Genomic DNA, 17,377 nt, shown 5'->3' on the forward strand with positions numbered 1-17,377 from the left:
GATGGCGATGCGGCACTTTGTCCTTCTTATCCTGTTCCTTGCCGGGTGGTGTCCCGGTGCGGCCATCGCTGCGTCCCGGCCGGATGCATGGTCGGGATGGCGCAATCCCCGGTTCCAGACGCTGGACGGCGCAGAAGGGCTACCGCACGCGACCACCACGGCGATCGTGCAGAGCAGCGACGGGCTGGTCTGGATCGGTACGCGCGGCGGGCTGGCGCGCTATGACGGCCAACGGGTGAAGGTGTTTCGGCAGGCCGCCGGCCGGCGCGACGGGCTGCCCGACAATTATGTCCGGTCGCTTCTGCCGCTGGCGAATGGCGGCCTGCTGGTCGGTACGAATGTCGGCGGGCTGGTCCGGTTCGATGCGCGATCGGACCGGTTCGTAGCGGTCGTCGGCGCCGCCGGCGTCGGCATGGGCGCGCGGATCATGGCGATCACTTCCGACGCGGCGGGCGGCGCCTATATCGCGTCCGACCGCGGGGTGTTTCATTACGATGTCCGGCGCGATCGGGTGGACCCGTTCACCGGGGCGGGCAGCGCGCTGGCCGAAGGGGCCTATGCCGTGCATCGCGACCGCGACGGCACGCTCTATGCCGGGGGGGACACGGGGCTGTTCGTGCGTCGTGCCGGTTCGGACCGGTTCGTGCCCGTCGCCACGCCCGAGATCGGCGATGTCTGGGCGATCACGCGCGACCCGGCCGGGCGGCTGTGGGTAGGCACCGGGTCGCACGGCATCTTCGTCCAGCTGCGCAGCGGCCGGTTCGTCCAGCCGGCGGCGCTGTCGGGCGCTTCTCCCGACATCGGGCACCGTACCATCCGCGCCTTTGCCGTCGGCAAGGGCGGCATCATCTGGGTCGGGACGGATGGGCTGGGCGTGCTGCGGATTTCGACCGAGGGCGGATTTGCCGTACGCCGGATGCGCAACAATCCGGGGGACCGGGCGTCGCTGTCGGGTGATACCGTGCGCAACCTGATGATCGATCGTACCGGCCGGCTATGGGCCGCGACGGAGGTCGGCGCATCGCATACCGACCCGTCGCGCGAGGCGATCTTCACCATCGGTCCCGCCATGCTGGACCCGCGCCATTCGCTGGCCGATCGCAACGTGCGCGGGTTGCTGGTCGACCGGCACGACCGGATCTGGGTCGGCATGAGCAACGGGCTGATCGACCGGATCGACCGGGCCGCAGGGGAGGTGCGCCACCTGCGGTTGAACGGCAGCCATGCCGGACAGGATGTGAAGGCGTTCGCCGAACGCGCCGACGGTACCATCCTCGCGGGGGGACGCGGCGTCGTGACGATCGATCCCGACACGCTGGCCGAACGGACGCTGCCCGTCAACGGACTGGGCGACCTGCCGGTCATATCGCTGTTGCAGAGCGGCCACCGCCTGCTGATCGGCACCTATCGCGGCCTGTTCGTGCGCGACGACCGGACGGGGCGGGTCCAGCGTTATCGCCATGTCCCGAACGACGATCGGTCACTGGCCAATAATGAGGTCATCAACCTGGTCGCAGCGCCCGGTGGCGGGGTGTGGATCGCGACGCCCGGCGGGATCAACCGGTTCGACCCGGCGACCGGCCGCTTCACGACCTATCGCAACGATCCGTCCGATCCGGCCAGCCTGCCGCAAAACTATACCGGGTCGATCGTGCCGGTCGGCGATACATTGTGGGTGGGCACCTATGGCGGCGTGGCGCGGGGACGCAAGACGCCGCAGGGCTGGCGCTTCCACGCGATCACCGAGGCGCGCGGCCTTGCCAACGATAATGTCGCCGCGGTGCAGGTCGGTCGGGCCGGACGCATCTGGGCCACCGGTGCCAGCGGGATTTCGGTGATCGATCCGGTCCATGAAACGGTGCTGAGGGTCAGCCAGCGCGACGGGCTGACGTCCGATTCGTTCAGCCAGCGGGTGACCGCGATCACCCGGGGCGGCGACCTGCTGTTCGGCGGCACCGGTGGCTTGCTGGTGCTGCGCCCGGACCAGCTGACGGCGGCGCGCGCCATCGCCGCTCCCGCATTGACGGTCAGCGAGATCGAGGAGGACGGCCGGGACGTGTCCTACGACCCGCGGAGCCGGGTGGTCCGGTCCGCCGGACACGGCATCCGCATCGCCTTCGCGCTCAGCGACTATGCCGCGCCGGAGGAGATACGCTATCGCTACCGCCTGCGCGGGTTCGACGAGGACTGGGTCGAAATACCGCCGGCCAGCCCGGCGACCGCGATCTATACCAACCTGCCCGGCGGGCGCTATCCCCTCGAACTGCAGGCGCGCATCCCGGGGGTGCATCCCCGCGTGGTGACCGGCACCGTCGACCTGATCGTCGCGCAGGCCTGGTACGAGCGGTGGCCGGTCCGGGTCGCGCTGGCGCTGTTGATCGTCCTTGCCATCATCGGCATCGTGCAGTTGCGGACGGTTGTGCTGCGCCGCCGGACCCGCGCGCTGGAGGACGTGATCGCGCAGCGGACGCAGGAGCTGCGCGCGGCGAATGCCCGGCTGGAGCTGCTGGCGGGTACCGATCCGCTGACCGGCCTTGCCAACCGGCGGACCATGATCGCGATGCTGGAGACGGCGCACGCGGCGGCGCTGCGCAGCGGTGGAACCTATGTCGTCGCGATGCTCGACATCGACCTGTTCAAGCGGATCAACGACGCGCACGGCCATCAGGTCGGCGATGCCGCGATCGAAGCGGTCGCGGCGCGGATCGCGGGATCGGTGCGCGGCGTCGATCTGGTCGCCCGTTATGGCGGGGAGGAGATCGCGATCCTGTTTGCCGACACGTCGCCGAGGGAGGCATGCGCGACCACCGAGCGGGTGCGTGCGGCGGTGGCGGACACGCCGGTGGTGGCGAACGGTGTCGAGATACGCGTGACGGTCAGCGGCGGGGTAGCGGCGGCGACCGGCGATACGTCCCCGGCCGAACTGCTCCACCGGGCCGATCTGGCGCTGTATCGGGCCAAGCGCGATGGCCGCAACCGCGTGGTGCTGCACGACGCGGACGTTGCCGGGCTGTCAGTCGCGTGCTGACCCCGCCCGTGCGAACCGCAGCACGCCGTCGCCAAGTGCGCCGAAGCGCAGCGTCGCATAGTCGAGGAAATAGTTCTGCCGCAGTCGCCACGGCGCGCGCGACCCCTGTGCCGGGGTGATGTCCGCCGCGCGCACGACATAGCCCGAACTGAAGTCGAGCAGCGGGCGACGTTCCACATCGGCGGCCGGCGGCAGCGGCGTGCAGCTGTCATAGCCGTGCCGCCGCATATGGTTCAGCATCCGGCACATGCGCCGGGCGACGAGGTCGATCTTCAGCGTCCAGGATGCATTGGTGTAGCCGAGCGCCAGCACGAGATTGGGCACGCCCGACGCCATCATGCCGCGATAGATCAGGTGGTCGGCGGGTACGAACGGTCGTCCGTCGATGGCGAGCGCGATGCCGCCCAGCAGGTGCAGCTTCAGACCCGTCGCGGTGACGATGATATCCGCGTCGACCCGTTCGCCCGACGACAATTCGATGCCTTCCTGCGTCAGGCGGCGAATGGTGTCGGTGACGATGGTCGCCGACCCGCTGCGCAGCGCGGCGAACAGGTCGCTGTCGGGCACGAGGCACAGCCTTTGGTCCCAGGGATCGTAGCGCGGGGTGAAGTGACGATCGACCTCCGCCATGTCGGGCAGTTCGGCGCGCACCCCCTTCAGGATCAGCGCCTCCATCCGGCGCGGCCAGCGCCGTGCGAACTGATAGGCGGCGAGGCCGAGCGCCGCGCTCTTCCACCGCGCGATCCGTCCGGCGACGCGTTCGGGGAGCAGGCGGTAGAGCCATTTCGCTACCCGGTCGCGTGAGGGTTGCGAGACGATATGGCTGGGCGAGCGCTGGACCATGGTGACCTGCGCGCCGCGTGCCGCCAGCGCCGGGACCAGGGTCACGGCGGTCGCGCCGCTGCCGATCACCGCGACACGCTTGCCCGCGACGTCGAGGTCCTGCGGCCAGTGCTGGGGGTGGACGATCCGCCCGGTAAAGTCCGCCTGTCCGTCGAAATCGGGGGCGTGGCCGCCGGCATAGTCGTAATAGCCGCAGCCCATGAACAGGAAGCGGCAGGCGATCGTCGTAACCGAGCCGTCGACCTCGACCGTCAGCGTCCAGCGCGCGGTGTCCGACGACCAGTCGGCGCGGACGATGCGGTGACGGAACCGGATATGTCGGTCGACGCCGAAGGCGCGCGCCGTATCCTCGATATAGTCGCGAATGTCGCCGCCATCGGCGATCGCCTTGTCCCCGCGCCATGGTCGGAAGGGAAAGCCCAGGGTGTGCATGTCGGAGTCGGAACGGACGCCGGGATAACGGAACAGGTCCCAAGTGCCACCGATCGCGCCGCGGGCCTCGAAGATGACGTAGCGGCGGTCGGGGCAGCGCCGTTGCAGATGATATGCGGCGTCGATGCCGGAAATGCCGGCGCCGATGATCGCGACATCGAGTTGGAGTTCGGCAGGGGCGGGGGTCGACATGGACAAACTTATCCGCCGCCGCCGCGCCCTTGCCAAGCCCGGCGTCAGCCGCGCGTGCCGAGCAGCAGCGCGGTCAGCACCGGATCGCCGGTGCGGCGCGGATCGGCGCGGATTGCCGCTTCCTCTCGCCCGATTGCGCGGAAGATGGCGTTGCCCGCCTGATCGGCGGCGCTGCGCGCGATCGCGGCATAGTCGATACCGGTCTGCGCCGAGACGATCGCCGACAGGATTTCGGTCGCGTCCGATCGCAGGCCGCTCGAAAATTCGGGGAACATCGCCTCGATCACCGCGCCGCGCGCCGACTGTGCCAGCAGGTCGGTGGCGGCGGTCGGCCCGCCGCGCAGGACGGCGACGGCATCGGCCAGCGTCAGCCCACGGATCGAATCGAGCACGACCGGCGTGGCGCGGTCGGCGGCATCGACCGCGATGTCGTTCAGCGCCATGGCGATACGACCGCGTACCGCATTGGTCCGCAGCACCGCCGCCAGCACATTGCTCTGGCCGGCAGTGTCCGGCAGCGTCAGGCGGGTCAGCTGATCGTCATAGAAGCCGCCGGGCCGGATCAGCCGTTCGAACGCGCGCTGGCTGGACAGGGTGAGCAGGCGGCGCACGCCTTCCTCGACACCATAGCTGCCGAGCGGTGTGGCGCAGCCGCCGAGCAGGGCGACCGGAAGGAGCAGGGCAGCGCCGCCGAGGATATGGCGACGCGACAGCGGGGCTTGGACCATGACGGGATTCTCCCAGGATATGATTGCGCTGCCAACGCAGGCGATGGCTTCCGGTGCCCTGTCCGCCGTGAACCGACGTTGAACCGGACTTCGTTTTGCTTCCGTTTCGGTCGTGCAACCCATTGCCGAGCCGCGTCGCTGGCCCTAGCTACCGAAGCATGGCTGATCCCTATGCAACCCTGGGTGTCGCGCGCGGCGCGACCGAAGCAGATATCAAGAAGGCGTATCGCAAGCTCGCCAAGGAGCTGCACCCGGACCGGAACAAGGACAACAAGGCCGCGTCCGACCGCTTTACCAAGGTTACGCAGGCCTATGATCTGCTGACCGACAAGGACAAGCGCGCGCGGTTCGACCGGGGCGAGATCGACGGCGACGGCAATCCGGCATCGCCCTTCGGGTTCGGCACCGGGGGCGGTGCCGGCGGCTTTCGCCCCGGTCCCGGCGGGCGCGGCGGGTTCGACATGGGGCCGGAGGGGCAGGGCGGCGATTTTTCGGATATTTTCGAAGGGCTGTTCGGCGGTCGCGGCGGCGGTGGCGGCGGCGGCTTCGCCAGCGGGTTCGGCCGGCGGCCGCAGCCCAAGGGTGGCAATGTCGCCTACCGCCTGAAGGTACCGTTCGAGGATGCGGCGACGCTCAGCCCGCAGCGCATCACGCTGGCCGATGGCAAGACGATCGACCTGAAGCTGCCCGCCGGCGTCGATACGGGTACGCAGATGCGGCTGACCGGCAAGGGCGATGCCGGCCCCGGTGGTGCGGGCGATGCGATCGTGACGGTCGAGGTACAGCCGCACCGTTTCTATACCCGCGACGGGGACGATGTGCGCATCGACCTGCCGATCAACCTGGCCGAAGCGGTGCTGGGCGGAAAAGTGCGCGTGCCGACCGTCGAGGGCGCGGTGATGCTGAGCGTGCCCAAGGGCGCGACCTCGGGCAAGACGCTGCGGCTCAAGGGCCGGGGATTCCATCGGAAAGACGGTACGCGCGGCGACCAGCTCGTCACGCTGCTGGTCGACATTCCCGCCGACGACGCCGAACTGGCGGCATTCGTCGAGGGTTGGAGCGGCGCGGACACGGACCCGAGGGCCAAGCTGGGCGTTTGATCCGCCTGCGAAACCAGTCGAAACGAACTGCATGACCGAGCCGACCCCGACCAGTCCCGAGGCCAGGCAGCGCCACGGGCGCCCCTCGCTTGCGCGGCTGCGGCCGTCGGCGCGCGCGATCGAGGTGACGAAGCGGGTCGCCATCGGCACGTTCAACGACGGTTTCACCCATGCCGGCAACCTCGCCTATCTCTCGCTGCTGACGCTGTTCCCCTTCTTCATCGTCGCGGCGGCGATCGCGCGGGCGGTCGGGCGCAGCGGCGACAGCATCCATGCGGTCACCGCCTTCCTCGAAACCGTGCCGCGCGACGTGGCGGTGGTGCTGGAGCAGCCGATCCTCGACGTATTGCAGGCGCGGTCGGGATCGCTGCTGTGGCTGGGTGCACTGGTCGGGTTGTGGACCACGACCGGCTTTATCGAGACGGTGCGCTCGATCCTGCGCCAGGCGTATGGCATTCCGTTCTCGCGGCCGTTCTGGGAATATCGGCTGGGGTCGATCGGGCTGATCGTCGGGTCGGTGGTGATGCTGATGCTGGCGTTCAGCCTTCAGGTCGTGCTGGTCGGCGTGGAACAGGTCATCTATCGCCTGTTGCCGTTCCTGCAGCCCTATGCCGCCTATCTGTCGATCGCGAAGCTGTTCCCGGCGCTGGCGCTGTTCGTCGCGCTCTACACGCTGTTCTATACGCTCAGCCCGAAGAAATATCGCTATTCGAAATGCCCGAAATGGCCCGGTGCGGTGGCGACGGCGACGGTGTGGATCGGCACGACCCAGCTGCTGCCGCTCGCGATCGATGCGCTGGGGGGCTATGACCGCACCTATGGCAGCCTGGCCGGCGTGATGATCGCGCTGTTTTTCTTCTATATCGTCGGGCTGGGCGTGGTGATCGGCGGCGAATTGAACGCGGCGCTGGCGGAAACACCCGACCCTGCGCTAGAGGGTGCGGCTACAGAGGAAAAAGGGACGGTCGCGTGAACGGTTTGATGCAGGGCAAGCGGGGGGTCATCATGGGCCTCGCCAACGATCGGTCGCTGGCCTGGGGCATCGCCAAGCAGCTTGCCGCGCAGGGGGCGGAGCTGGCGTTCACCTATCAGGGCGAGGCGCTGGAGCGGCGCGTGCGTCCGCTGGCGACCGAACTGGGCGCGGACTTCCTGATCGAATGCGACGTGTCGGACATGGGTGCGCTGGACGCGGCGTTCGACACGATTGCCGCGCGCTGGCCGACGATCGATTTTGTCGTCCACGCTATCGGCTTTTCGGACAAGAACGAGCTGCGCGGCCGGTATTACGACACCAGCCTCGACAATTTCCTGATGACGATGAACATCAGCGTCTATTCGTTCACGGCGGTCGCCAAGCGGGCGCGGGCGCTGATGCCCAATGGCGGGTCGCTGCTGACGCTGACCTATTACGGGTCGGAAAAGGTCGTGCCGCACTACAACGTCATGGGCGTGGCGAAGGCCGCGCTCGACATGTCGGTCAAGTATCTGGCGATGGACATGGGGCCGGAGAATATCCGGGTGAATGCCATTTCGGCCGGTCCGATCAAGACGCTGGCCGCCAGCGGGATCGGCGATTTCCGTTACATCCTGAAGTGGAACGAGCTGAACTCGCCGCTGCGCCGCAACGTGACGATCGACGATGTCGGCGGGGCGGGGCTGTATCTGCTGAGCGACCTGTCGAGCGGCGTCACCGGCGAGATCCACCATGTCGATGCCGGCTATAACGTCATCGGCATGAAGGCCGAGGACGCGCCCGACATCGCGCTGTCGTAAGCCCATGAGCGTCATCCGCGCGGCGACCGGTGCGGACGCGCCGGCGGTGGACGGCCTGCTACGCGCCTGTTTCCTGCGCGACGAAGAGGCGCGGCTGGTCCAGCAACTGGCGATCGATGGCGATCTGGTGCTGGTGCTGGTCGCCGAGGATGCCGGTGCGGTGGTCGGGATGATCGCCGCGAGCCGGATGCAGGTGACCGCCGATGCGCGCGAGGTTGCCGCTGTCGCCATCGCGCCGCTGGCGGTGGCGAAGGCGGCGCGGGGGCAGGGTGTGGGCGAGGCACTGGTCGCCGCTGCCATCGCTCATCTGCGCAGCGCGCGGGTCGAACTGGCGTTCGTGCTGGGCGATCCGGCCTATTACGGCCGCTTCGGGTTCGAGGCGGCGACGGCGCGCGGGTTCGACAGCCCTTATGCCGGCGAATATTTCCTGGGCATCCGCCTGAACGACGGACCATGCGTCCATACACCCGGCGCGGCGATCCATGCCCGCGCCTTTGCGGCTTTGGGGGAAGACGCATGAGCCACAATAGTTTCGGGCATCTGTTCCGCTTCACGACCTGGGGTGAGAGCCATGGCCCGGCGCTGGGCGCAGTGGTCGACGGGTGCCCGCCGGGGCTGTCCTTGAGCGAGGCGGATATCCAGCCGTTCCTCGACGCGCGCCGGCCGGGAACCAGCCGCTTCACCACGCAGCGGCGCGAGCCGGATGCGGTGCGCATCCTGTCGGGCGTGTTCGACGGGCGGACGACGGGTACGCCGATCAGCCTGATGATCGAGAATGTCGACCAAAGGTCGAAGGACTATTCGGAGGTCGCCAAGGCATATCGCCCCGGCCATGCCGATTATGCCTATGACGCCAAATACGGTTTCCGCGACTATCGCGGCGGCGGGCGGTCGTCGGCGCGCGAGACGGCGGCGCGGGTTGCGGCGGGTGCCGTTGCGCGGCTGGTGATCCCGGAAGTGACGATTACCGCCTGGGTCGAATCGATCGGTGGCGATGCGATCGATCCCGCGAGCTTCGATGCGGCGGAGATCGGCCGCAACCCGTTCTTCTGCCCCGATGCGGCGGCGGCGGCACGGTGGGAAGCGCTGGTCGATGGTGCGCGCAAGGCCGGGTCGTCGCTGGGCGCGGTGGTGGCGTGCCGGGCGGAAGGCGTGCCGGCAGGCTGGGGCGCGCCGCTCTATGCCAAACTGGATGCCGAGCTGGCGAGTGCCGCCATGTCGATCAACGCGGTGAAGGGCGTCGAGATCGGCGACGGCTTCGCGGCTGCTTCCTTGTCGGGAGAGGCGAACGCCGATCCGATGCGGCCGGGCGCGGGCGGTCCCGAGTTCCTCGCCAATCATGCCGGTGGCATTGCCGGCGGGATTTCGACCGGACAGCCGGTGACGCTGCGGGTCGCGTTCAAGCCGACCAGTTCGATCCTGACGCCGGTCGAGACGATCGGCCCGGACGGGCGGGCGACGACGATCGCGACCAAGGGGCGACACGATCCATGCGTCGGCATTCGCGGGGTGCCGGTCGTCGAGGCGATGGTCGCGCTGGTGCTGGCCGATCAGAAGCTGCGGCATCGCGGGCAGGTGGGGTAGCGAGAGCAATCGCCGCGCTCGTCTCGCAGGATATGATCGTCGCCGTGAAGCCGAAGAGAAAGCGCGCCATCGGACCAAGTTCGTCGTGACGGTTGGATGGTTGGAACCGAGAAGAATTGCCGGTCGGGGGCGTCCGGTCGTGATCTATGCCGAATTTCCGCAAGCACTGACCGCTTCCATGCCACGACTGGTCTTTGTTCTGCTTGGTTCGAACGATGAGCCGTTTTGCGGCGCTGGACCCTTTCCGACCATGCGGGCATTGAAACCCTTGCTTGATGCAAGGAGAATTTCGATGCGCAAGACCATTGTCACGAGCCTGCTGATCCTCTGTGGTTCGACCGCGGCCATGGCGCAGGTGACGCCCGCCCCGACCCAGCCGACCACGACGCAGGGCGCCCCCGATCCGATGCGGCCGACCCAGCCATCGCCGCAGACGACCGGCCCGACCAATCCGGTACAGGCGGAGCCGAGCGATCCGACCCGGCCGGGTGAATCGAAGACCGACGACACGACGACCGACGATACGACCACGCCGCCCACCACCACGGGCGATACGCCGACTACTCCGCCGACCAGCGGTACGCCGCAGTAAGCGGTGGATACGGAAAGGCCCGCCCGGAGCATGTCCGGGCGGGCCTTTTGTCGTCCTACGCCTCGGCTAACCCTTCCCGTTTGCTTCGAGCGGAGGTTCGAGCCTGTCGAGAACCGTAGTCGAGAAGGCGGTGCCCCAAACGGGGCGTTCTCGACGGACGCTTCTCGACTACGCTCGAAGCTGCTCGAACCGAACGGGTTTGAGTGGGTAAAGTGGCCGATCAATCCGCGAAGGGATCGCGGACCAGGATCGTGTCGTCGCGTTCCGGGCTGGTCGATACCAGCGTCACCGGGCACTGGATCAGTTCCTCGATGCGGCGGATATACTTGATCGCCTGCGCCGGCAGTTCGGCCCAGCTGCGCGCACCCGCCGTCGATTCCGACCAGCCGGGCATGGTTTCGTAGATCGGCTCGACCTTCGCCTGATCGGCGGCGTGGGCGGGGAAATAGTCGAGCACCTGGTCGCCGAGGCGATAACCGGTGCAGATCGCCACTTCCTCGAACCCGTCCAGCACATCGATCTTGGTCAGCGCGATGCCGGTGATGCCGCCGACCGCCGCCGCCTGTCGCACCAAGACGCTGTCGAACCAGCCACAGCGGCGCTTGCGCCCCGTCACGGTGCCGAATTCATGGCCGCGCACGCCCAGACGCTCGCCGGTCTCGTTCTCCAGTTCGGTCGGGAAGGGGCCGGAGCCGACGCGGGTGGTGTAGGCCTTGGCGATGCCCAGCACGAAGCCGACCGCACCCGGACCCATGCCCGACCCGCCCGCCGCGGTGCCGGCGATGGTGTTGGACGAGGTGACGAACGGATAGGTGCCGTGGTCGATGTCGAGCAGCACGCCCTGCGCGCCTTCGAACAGGATGCGCTGACCCTTCGCCTTGGCCTGCGCCAGCACGCGCCATACCGGCTGGGCATAGGGCAGGACGAAATCGGCGATGGCGCGCAGTTCGGCGATCAGCTGTTCCCGATCGATCGCCGGTTCGTTGAACCCGGCGCGCAGCGCGTCGTGATGCGCGGTCAACCGGTCGAGCTGCGGCTCCAGCTGGTCGAGATGGGCAAGGTCGCAGACGCGGATCGCGCGGCGGCCGACCTTGTCCTCATAGGCCGGGCCGATGCCGCGACGGGTCGTGCCGATCTTTCCCGCGCCGCTGGCGTCCTCGCGCAGGCCGTCGAGATCGCGGTGGAAGGGGAGGATCAGCGCGCAGGTCTCGGCGATCATCAGCGTGTCGGGGGTGACCGACACGCCCTGTTCGCGCAGGCGCTCGACCTCGGCCTTCAGCGCCCAGGGGTCGAGGACGACGCCGTTGCCGACGATCGATGGCGTGCCCCGCACGATACCCGAGGGCAGCAGCGAGAGTTTGTAGGTGGTGCCGCCGACGACCAGCGTGTGGCCGGCATTATGCCCGCCCTGAAACCGGACGACCATGTCGGCGCGTTCCGCCAGCCAGTCGACGATCTTGCCCTTGCCCTCGTCACCCCATTGGGCGCCGATCACCGCTACGTTCGCCACGTCCATACCCTCATGCAATGCGCGTTTCCGCGCTGCACTAGGCCGCTCGAGCGCGTCCGTCCACCTTGGGCTCGGCCGGAGCGCCCGGAATGTGACGATAGAGTTGCGATTCCTCGCGAAGGATACGGTCGCGCAGTGCGGCGACCAGATGCTGGGTGTCGCGTTCGAAACCGTCCGGGTCGGCGGTCATCGAATCGCTGGTCCAGCGCCGCATATAGTCCTTTACCGCGTCGCCCAGCCCGCCGACGTCATCGACCGCGCGTTCCGCCAGTGCGGCGACCTCCGGCAGCGGACTGCGGCGGAGCATCGGATAAAGCAGCAGATCCTCCTTGGTGAGGTGGGTGAGCAGTTTCCGGCTGAACGACCAGCGGGTCTTCGCGATCGCGGCCGGATCGAGCGGGCGGCGCCCGGCGTGCTGCAACAGGTCGGCGGCGTCGCTCTCGATCTCCTGATGTTCGGCGACCAGCCGTTCATAGCTTAGCATCGTCGCGTCCTCTCCCCCGATCGTTGGCCGCGCAGCCTTCCACGCCCGGCGTTAACAAAGCGTGTGAGCGTGCCCCACTCGACATCGCGCGCCCAACCGCGCAAAGCTTGGGCCCACAACGATAGCCGACAGGAGAGCGCATCCATGAAACTCGCCAGCCTCAAGCACGGTCGCGATGGCCGGTTGGTCGTCGTTTCCACCGACCTGGCATGGTATGCCGATGCCGGCGGGATCGTGTCGACGCTGCAGGCCGCGCTGGACGATTGGGATCGCTACGAGGGCGACCTGCGCAACCTTGCCACCGACCTCGACCATGACGTGATCCCGAAGGAGCGGTTCCACGAGCGCGACGCGGCGTCGCCGTTGCCGCGTGCCTATCAATGGGCGGACGGGTCGGCCTATGTGAACCATGTCGCGCTGGTGCGGCAGGCACGCGGGGCGGAGATGCCCGACAGCTTCTGGCACGATCCGCTGATGTATCAGGGCGGGTCGGACGGCTTTCTGGCACCTCGCGACCCGATCCCGCTGAACGACACGGGCTGGGGCTGCGATTTCGAGGCCGAGGTGGTGGTCGTGACCGGCGACGTGGCCATGGGTGCGTCGCGGGAAGAGGCGCTGGCGGCGGTGCGGCTGGTCGGATTGACCAACGACGTGTCGCTGCGCGGGCTGATCCCGGGCGAACTCGCCAAGGGGTTCGGGTTCTTCCAGTCGAAGCCGGCGTCCGCCTTTTCGCCCGTGTTCGTCACGCCCGATGCGCTGGGCGACTGGTGGCAGGACGGCAAGCTGCACCGGCGGATGTGTGTCGACCTGAACGGCAAGCCGTTCGGGCGGGCGCAGGCGGGTGAGGACATGACGTTCGATTTCGGCACGCTGATCGCCCATGCGGCCAGGACGCGCGCGCTGGGTGCCGGCACGATCATCGGGTCGGGCACGGTGTCGAACCGCGACGCCGATGGCGGTCCGGGCAAGCCGGTGGGTGACGGCGGCGTCGGTTATTCCTGCCTGGCGGAAATCCGGACGGTCGAGACGATCCGCGGCGGCAAGGCGGAGACGCCGTTTCTGAAGAGCGGCGATACGGTGCGCATCTGGGCCGAGGACGACCGGCATCACCCGATTTTCGGCGTGATCGAACAGACGGTGGCGTGAGGCTTGGCCGTTTCCCCTGCCGTATGCGGCCGGGGGAACGGCCAGGGCGGGTCGGGATTTAATACGGTATCGTAACCGTTCGGGGGTGCCATGACGATCGTTCGAACCTGCCGCTGGCTGATACCGGTCCTGCTGGCCGGATGCACGACCGCCGAGGCACCGCGCCCGACCGCGCGCGTCGCCACGACGCCGGCCGCTGCCGTCCCTACACCCGCCGACCGGTTCGGCGCGTTGTTCGAAACGGTGCAGATGCGGCGCATCTTCCCCGATGGAAAGACGTTCGTCGACGCGGTGCCGAAGCGGCCGGATGCCGCGATCCTGGCCGATTATCGCAAGGGCAGTTTCGACGACGCGGCGTTGCGGGCGTTCGTGCTGGCCAATTTCGACGTGCCGGGGCTGGAGCCGGTGCCCGCATCCGACCATGGCCCGCGCCTGCCGATCGAGCGGCATATCGCGGCACTGTGGCCGCATCTGACCCGCGACCCGGTGACGCCGCCCGCCGGATCGAGCGCGCTGGCGGTCAAGGACCGGTTCGTGGTGCCGGGCGGGCGGTTTCGCGAGCTTTATTATTGGGACAGCTATTTCACGATGCTGGGCCTGGTCGCCGACGGGCGGCAGGATCTGGTCGAATCGATGCTCGACGGGTTCGTCGACCTGATCGAGCGATATGGCCATGTGCCGAACGGGACGCGGAGCTATTATCTCAGCCGGTCGCAGCCGCCGTTCCTGTACCTGATGATGGGCCTGTCGCAGAACCGCGATCCGGGGGTCGCGGCGCGGCGGCTGGCGGCGCTGAAGCGCGAACATGCGTTCTTCACGTCGCCGGAGCGGTCGGTGACTTTGCCTGATGGGGCGGTATTGCAGCATTACTGGGACGCACGGACCAGTCCCCGCGACGAATCATGGCGGGAGGATGTCGAGACGGCGAATGCCGCCGGGCGTCCCGCCCGAGATACCTATCGCGACCTGCGCGCCGGGGCGGAAAGCGGCTGGGACTATTCGTCGCGCTGGCTGGGCGACGGGCGGACGCTGGCGACCGTCGATACGACCGATATCCTGCCCGCCGACCTCAACAGCCTGCTGTGGGGCATGGAGCGGGCGATCGCCGAGGGGGCAATGAAGGCGGGCGATGCGGCGACGGGGCGGGACTTTGCCGACCGGGCGGCGAAGCGCAAGGCGGCGATCGATCGCTGGCTGTGGAGCGAGGCCGAGGGGCGCTATGGCGATTACGACGTCAAGCGCGCCTTGCTGCGCGACGGGGTGACGGCGGCGACGGCCTATCCGCTGTTCGTCGGGCTGACGACCGGGCCGCGCGCGACGCGGGTCGCGGCGACGATCGAGCAGAAGTTGCTGGCCCCCGGCGGCCTGCGCACGACGACGGTCGATACCGGGCAGCAATGGGACAAGCCGAACGGATGGGCGCCGCTGCAATGGATCGCGGTCGCCGGGCTGGACCGGACGGGCAACCGCGCGTTGGCGGACCAGATCGCCCGGCGCTTCCTGACGACGGTGGAGCGGGAATATGCCGCGTCGGGCAAGCTGGTCGAGAAATATGACGTCGAGGAGGTGAAGCCCGGCGGCGGCGGGGAATATCCGCTACAGGACGGGTTCGGGTGGACCAACGGGGTGACGCGGGCGCTGATGGTGCGGGCCGGGCGGTGAAAGTTTGCGAAAGTTGCGATGCGTCGATGTTTGCAGACGCCGGATGCTTGTTAGAAATCGTTTCTTAACAATGGTTTGAAAGTTGGTTTCGCGGTGTTTTAGGCGCGGAAGTTGGCGTTGTGACGAAGAAGCGGGACCCCGGATCAAGTCCGGGGTGACGTTGGGGTGTGGGGGGAGCGGCGGACCTGTCAAAGAGCGGGTGGGAGGATGGCATCCCGCCGCCGTGTAGGAAAGCCTATGCCGCCCACGCCGCCAGATCGTCCTGCTGCCCGATCAGTGCGAGGCCGTGCGCGACCGAGGTGAGTTCGTTGCCCGAGGCCAGCCGGCCTTCCCCAAAGCGGTCGGCAAAGGCGCGGCGGATGGCGGGGGTGAGCGAGGTGCCGCCGGTCAGGAACACGCGGTCGATGCCGTCCGCTTCCAGCCCGGCCTCCGCCAGCGCGCGGTCGACCGTCGCCATGATCCGGGCGAGGTCGTCGGCGATCCATGCTTCGAACTGGTCGCGGGTGACCTGCGCTTCGATGGCGATGCCGCCGCCTTCGAACGCGAAGGTCGCCTCGTCGCCTTTCGACAGCGCGCGCTTCACCTGACCGACGGCGTCGTAGAGCGGATAGCCCTGTTCGCCCTCGATCACCGCGATCATCCGTTCGATCGCGGCGGGATCGGTCGCGGCACGGCGGAGCTTGTCGAGTTCGGCCATGGTCTTGCGATTGCGCATCAGCGCGAGGCGCGACCAGTCGGTGAAGTCGGTGAAATGACCCGCCGGGATTTCCAGCACCTTGTCGAACGAGCGATAGGTGCCGCCCTTGCCGAGCAGGGGCAGGACCAGCTTGTCGAGGATGCGGCGGTCGAACTGGTCGCCGGCGATGCCGATGCCGGCATGCCCCAAGGGCCGCGCGCGACGGTCGCTGCCGGGTGCTTCCAATCGGACGACCGAGAAATCGCTGGTGCCGCCGCCGAAATCGGCGACGAGGATCGTCGCGGCGTCGGTCAGCGTCGCGGCATGGCTGAACGCGGCGCCGAGCGGTTCGTAGACATAGACGATCTCCGCACCCAGTGCGGCGAACATCGCGTCGTAGCGTGCCCGTGCGAGCGCTTCGTCGGGGCGGTGGCCGGCATAGGTGATCGGGCGGCCGACGACGATCCGCTTCGCACCCGTCAGCACGCCATGCGCGCGAGCGGCGAGCCGGTCGAGGAACGCGCGGCCGAGATCCTCGAACCGGTAGCGTTTGGTGAAGATCGGTGCGGTGTCGAAGCTGGGGCTGGCGGCGACCGACTTGAACGATTGCAGGAAGCGGCAGCCTTCCGGGAATTGCAGATATTCGTCGATCGCCCAGGGGCCGGCCTCGACCGCGATGCCGCCGGGGACATCGTCCTGCCAGAAGCACAGCGCGGAGCGGAACACGGCGTCCGGGCCATCGGGTCCGTCGAGCGGCAAGAGGGTCGCGCCATCGGTATCGGCGCGGGCGAGGACGGAATTGGTGGTGCCGAAATCTAGGCCGAGGGACATGGGGGAAGGGCTCCGGGCATCGGCGGGACGCCCTACACGGGTTGGTTCGGTTTGTCTTGGGGGTGATGGGGGAAGAAGGTCGGTTCACGCGGAGGCGCGGAGAGAAGAAGTTTGGTTCACGCGAAGGCGCGAAGGCGCGGAGGAAAAAAGTCTAGATTTCGCGCAGAGGCGCAGAGGCGCGGAGGGGTTGTGAGTGGGGCGGTCGTCGTTCTTTCGGCGAAGCCGTTGCGTTTTGTGCAGCAGGATGAAGGCTGCTGGCGCAGCGTGGCGGTGGCCGCGCGCCCTCTGCGTCTCCGCGTCTCCGCGCGAAATTCTTTTCTTTGCGTCTTCGCGCCTTCGCATGAACCAACCTTCTTCGTGTTCGCCAGGCTGGCCGATTGGGTGCGGCGTGGGGGTGAAGGCGCGGGCGTTCTGTTCGTGGCTCTGGACCCCCGCCTGCGCGGGGGTACGGCAAGGGACGGGTAGTGCGGCTTCTACCAACGCGCCGTACCCCGGCGCGGGCCGGGGTCCAGTTACGGTAGGGTGGGGATGATCCACCAGCGGCCCCCAACTGGACCCCGGCCTTCGCCGGGGTACGGTTTGCGGCTGGGGTTAGCGGGTTGCTCGTACTCCTGCCGGTGCCGGTGCCGGTGCGGGGGCATTGGCGAGCGGCGGAGCGCCTGCCGGGGCGGCACCCGAAGGGGGCGGCGGGACCTGCCCGTTCGCCGGGGGCGGCGGCGGGGCACCTGCGGATAGTTGACGATCATCGCGATGGCGAAGGCCAGCATCATCAGCACCGACAGCGGCAACAGCCCGA

15 protein-coding genes are annotated in these 17,377 nt (G+C 68.2%); 10 read left to right on the forward strand and 5 right to left on the reverse strand.

Translation table 11 applies throughout. The features are described 5' to 3' along the window. Positions 1-7: 7 nt before the first annotated feature. Positions 8-3,028 (forward strand): ligand-binding sensor domain-containing diguanylate cyclase, encoded by a 3,021-nt coding sequence (locus tag MF609_RS19040; protein WP_242417653.1) that lies wholly within the window; start codon positions 8-10, stop codon positions 3,026-3,028. Here the strand turns inward: MF609_RS19040 and MF609_RS19045 are convergent. Next, positions 3,014-4,495 (reverse strand): flavin-containing monooxygenase, encoded by a 1,482-nt coding sequence (locus MF609_RS19045; RefSeq protein ID WP_242417654.1) that lies wholly within the window; start codon positions 4,493-4,495, stop codon positions 3,014-3,016. The two genes, MF609_RS19040 and MF609_RS19045, sit on opposite strands and share 15 nt — an antisense overlap. Positions 4,496-4,539: 44 nt before the next feature. Beyond that, on the reverse strand, positions 4,540-5,223 hold the full coding sequence (locus MF609_RS19050; protein ID WP_242417655.1) for a DUF4197 domain-containing protein: 684 nt from the start codon (positions 5,221-5,223) through the stop codon (positions 4,540-4,542). A 158-nt stretch (positions 5,224-5,381) separates the two neighbouring features. On the opposite strand from MF609_RS19050, the gene MF609_RS19055 reads away from it, so the two are divergent. From MF609_RS19055 to MF609_RS19080, 6 genes are all read left to right on the forward strand, one after another. Next, positions 5,382-6,323 carry a DnaJ C-terminal domain-containing protein gene (locus MF609_RS19055; protein ID WP_242417656.1) on the forward strand — a complete coding sequence of 314 codons (942 nt, stop codon included), beginning with the start codon at positions 5,382-5,384 and terminating at the stop codon, positions 6,321-6,323. Between the two features lie 31 nt (positions 6,324-6,354). Further along, positions 6,355-7,296, forward strand: coding sequence for a YihY/virulence factor BrkB family protein (locus tag MF609_RS19060; RefSeq protein WP_242417657.1), 942 nt, complete (start codon positions 6,355-6,357; stop codon positions 7,294-7,296). Then, positions 7,293-8,096, forward strand: coding sequence for an enoyl-ACP reductase FabI (gene fabI, locus MF609_RS19065; protein WP_294327633.1), 804 nt, complete (start codon positions 7,293-7,295; stop codon positions 8,094-8,096). Before MF609_RS19060 ends, fabI begins: the two co-directional genes overlap by 4 nt. A 4-nt stretch (positions 8,097-8,100) precedes the next feature. Continuing rightward, complete coding sequence (locus MF609_RS19070; protein ID WP_242417658.1) at positions 8,101-8,616, forward strand: GNAT family N-acetyltransferase; 516 nt, start codon at positions 8,101-8,103, stop codon at positions 8,614-8,616. Continuing rightward, entirely contained in the window at positions 8,613-9,680 is a 1,068-nt protein-coding gene (gene aroC, locus MF609_RS19075; RefSeq protein ID WP_242417659.1) for a chorismate synthase, read from the forward strand. Before MF609_RS19070 ends, aroC begins: the two co-directional genes overlap by 4 nt. 292 nt (positions 9,681-9,972) lie before the next feature. Beyond that, positions 9,973-10,272: a hypothetical protein gene (locus MF609_RS19080; RefSeq protein ID WP_242417660.1), complete on the forward strand. Its 300-nt coding sequence runs from the start codon at positions 9,973-9,975 to the stop codon at positions 10,270-10,272. A 220-nt stretch (positions 10,273-10,492) separates the two neighbouring features. On the opposite strand, the gene MF609_RS19085 is transcribed toward MF609_RS19080, so the two are convergent. Next, positions 10,493-11,782, reverse strand: coding sequence for an adenylosuccinate synthase (locus MF609_RS19085; RefSeq protein ID WP_242417661.1), 1,290 nt, complete (start codon positions 11,780-11,782; stop codon positions 10,493-10,495). Between the two features lie 37 nt (positions 11,783-11,819). Further along, positions 11,820-12,266, reverse strand: coding sequence for a hemerythrin domain-containing protein (locus MF609_RS19090; RefSeq protein ID WP_242417662.1), 447 nt, complete (start codon positions 12,264-12,266; stop codon positions 11,820-11,822). A 144-nt stretch (positions 12,267-12,410) separates the two neighbouring features. Between MF609_RS19090 and MF609_RS19095 the strand changes: the two genes are divergently transcribed. Then, positions 12,411-13,412 (forward strand): fumarylacetoacetate hydrolase family protein, encoded by a 1,002-nt coding sequence (locus MF609_RS19095; protein WP_242417663.1) that lies wholly within the window; start codon positions 12,411-12,413, stop codon positions 13,410-13,412. Positions 13,413-13,502: 90 nt separating this feature from the next. Beyond that, positions 13,503-15,074 (forward strand): alpha,alpha-trehalase TreF, encoded by a 1,572-nt coding sequence (gene treF / locus MF609_RS19100; RefSeq protein WP_242417664.1) that lies wholly within the window; start codon positions 13,503-13,505, stop codon positions 15,072-15,074. Positions 15,075-15,309: 235 nt separating this feature from the next. Here treF and MF609_RS19105 read toward each other — a convergent pair whose 3' ends face one another. Next, positions 15,310-16,581, reverse strand: a complete 1,272-nt coding sequence (locus MF609_RS19105) for an Hsp70 family protein (RefSeq protein WP_242417665.1) — start codon at positions 16,579-16,581, stop codon at positions 15,310-15,312. A gap of 599 nt (positions 16,582-17,180) precedes the next feature. Between MF609_RS19105 and MF609_RS19110 the strand changes: the two genes are divergently transcribed. After that, a partial coding sequence (locus MF609_RS19110; RefSeq protein WP_242417666.1) for a hypothetical protein occupies positions 17,181-17,377 on the forward strand: 197 nt, incomplete at its 3' end.

Source organism: Sphingomonas panni (assembly GCF_022664435.1).
Classification (GTDB): domain Bacteria; phylum Pseudomonadota; class Alphaproteobacteria; order Sphingomonadales; family Sphingomonadaceae; genus Sphingomonas; species Sphingomonas panni.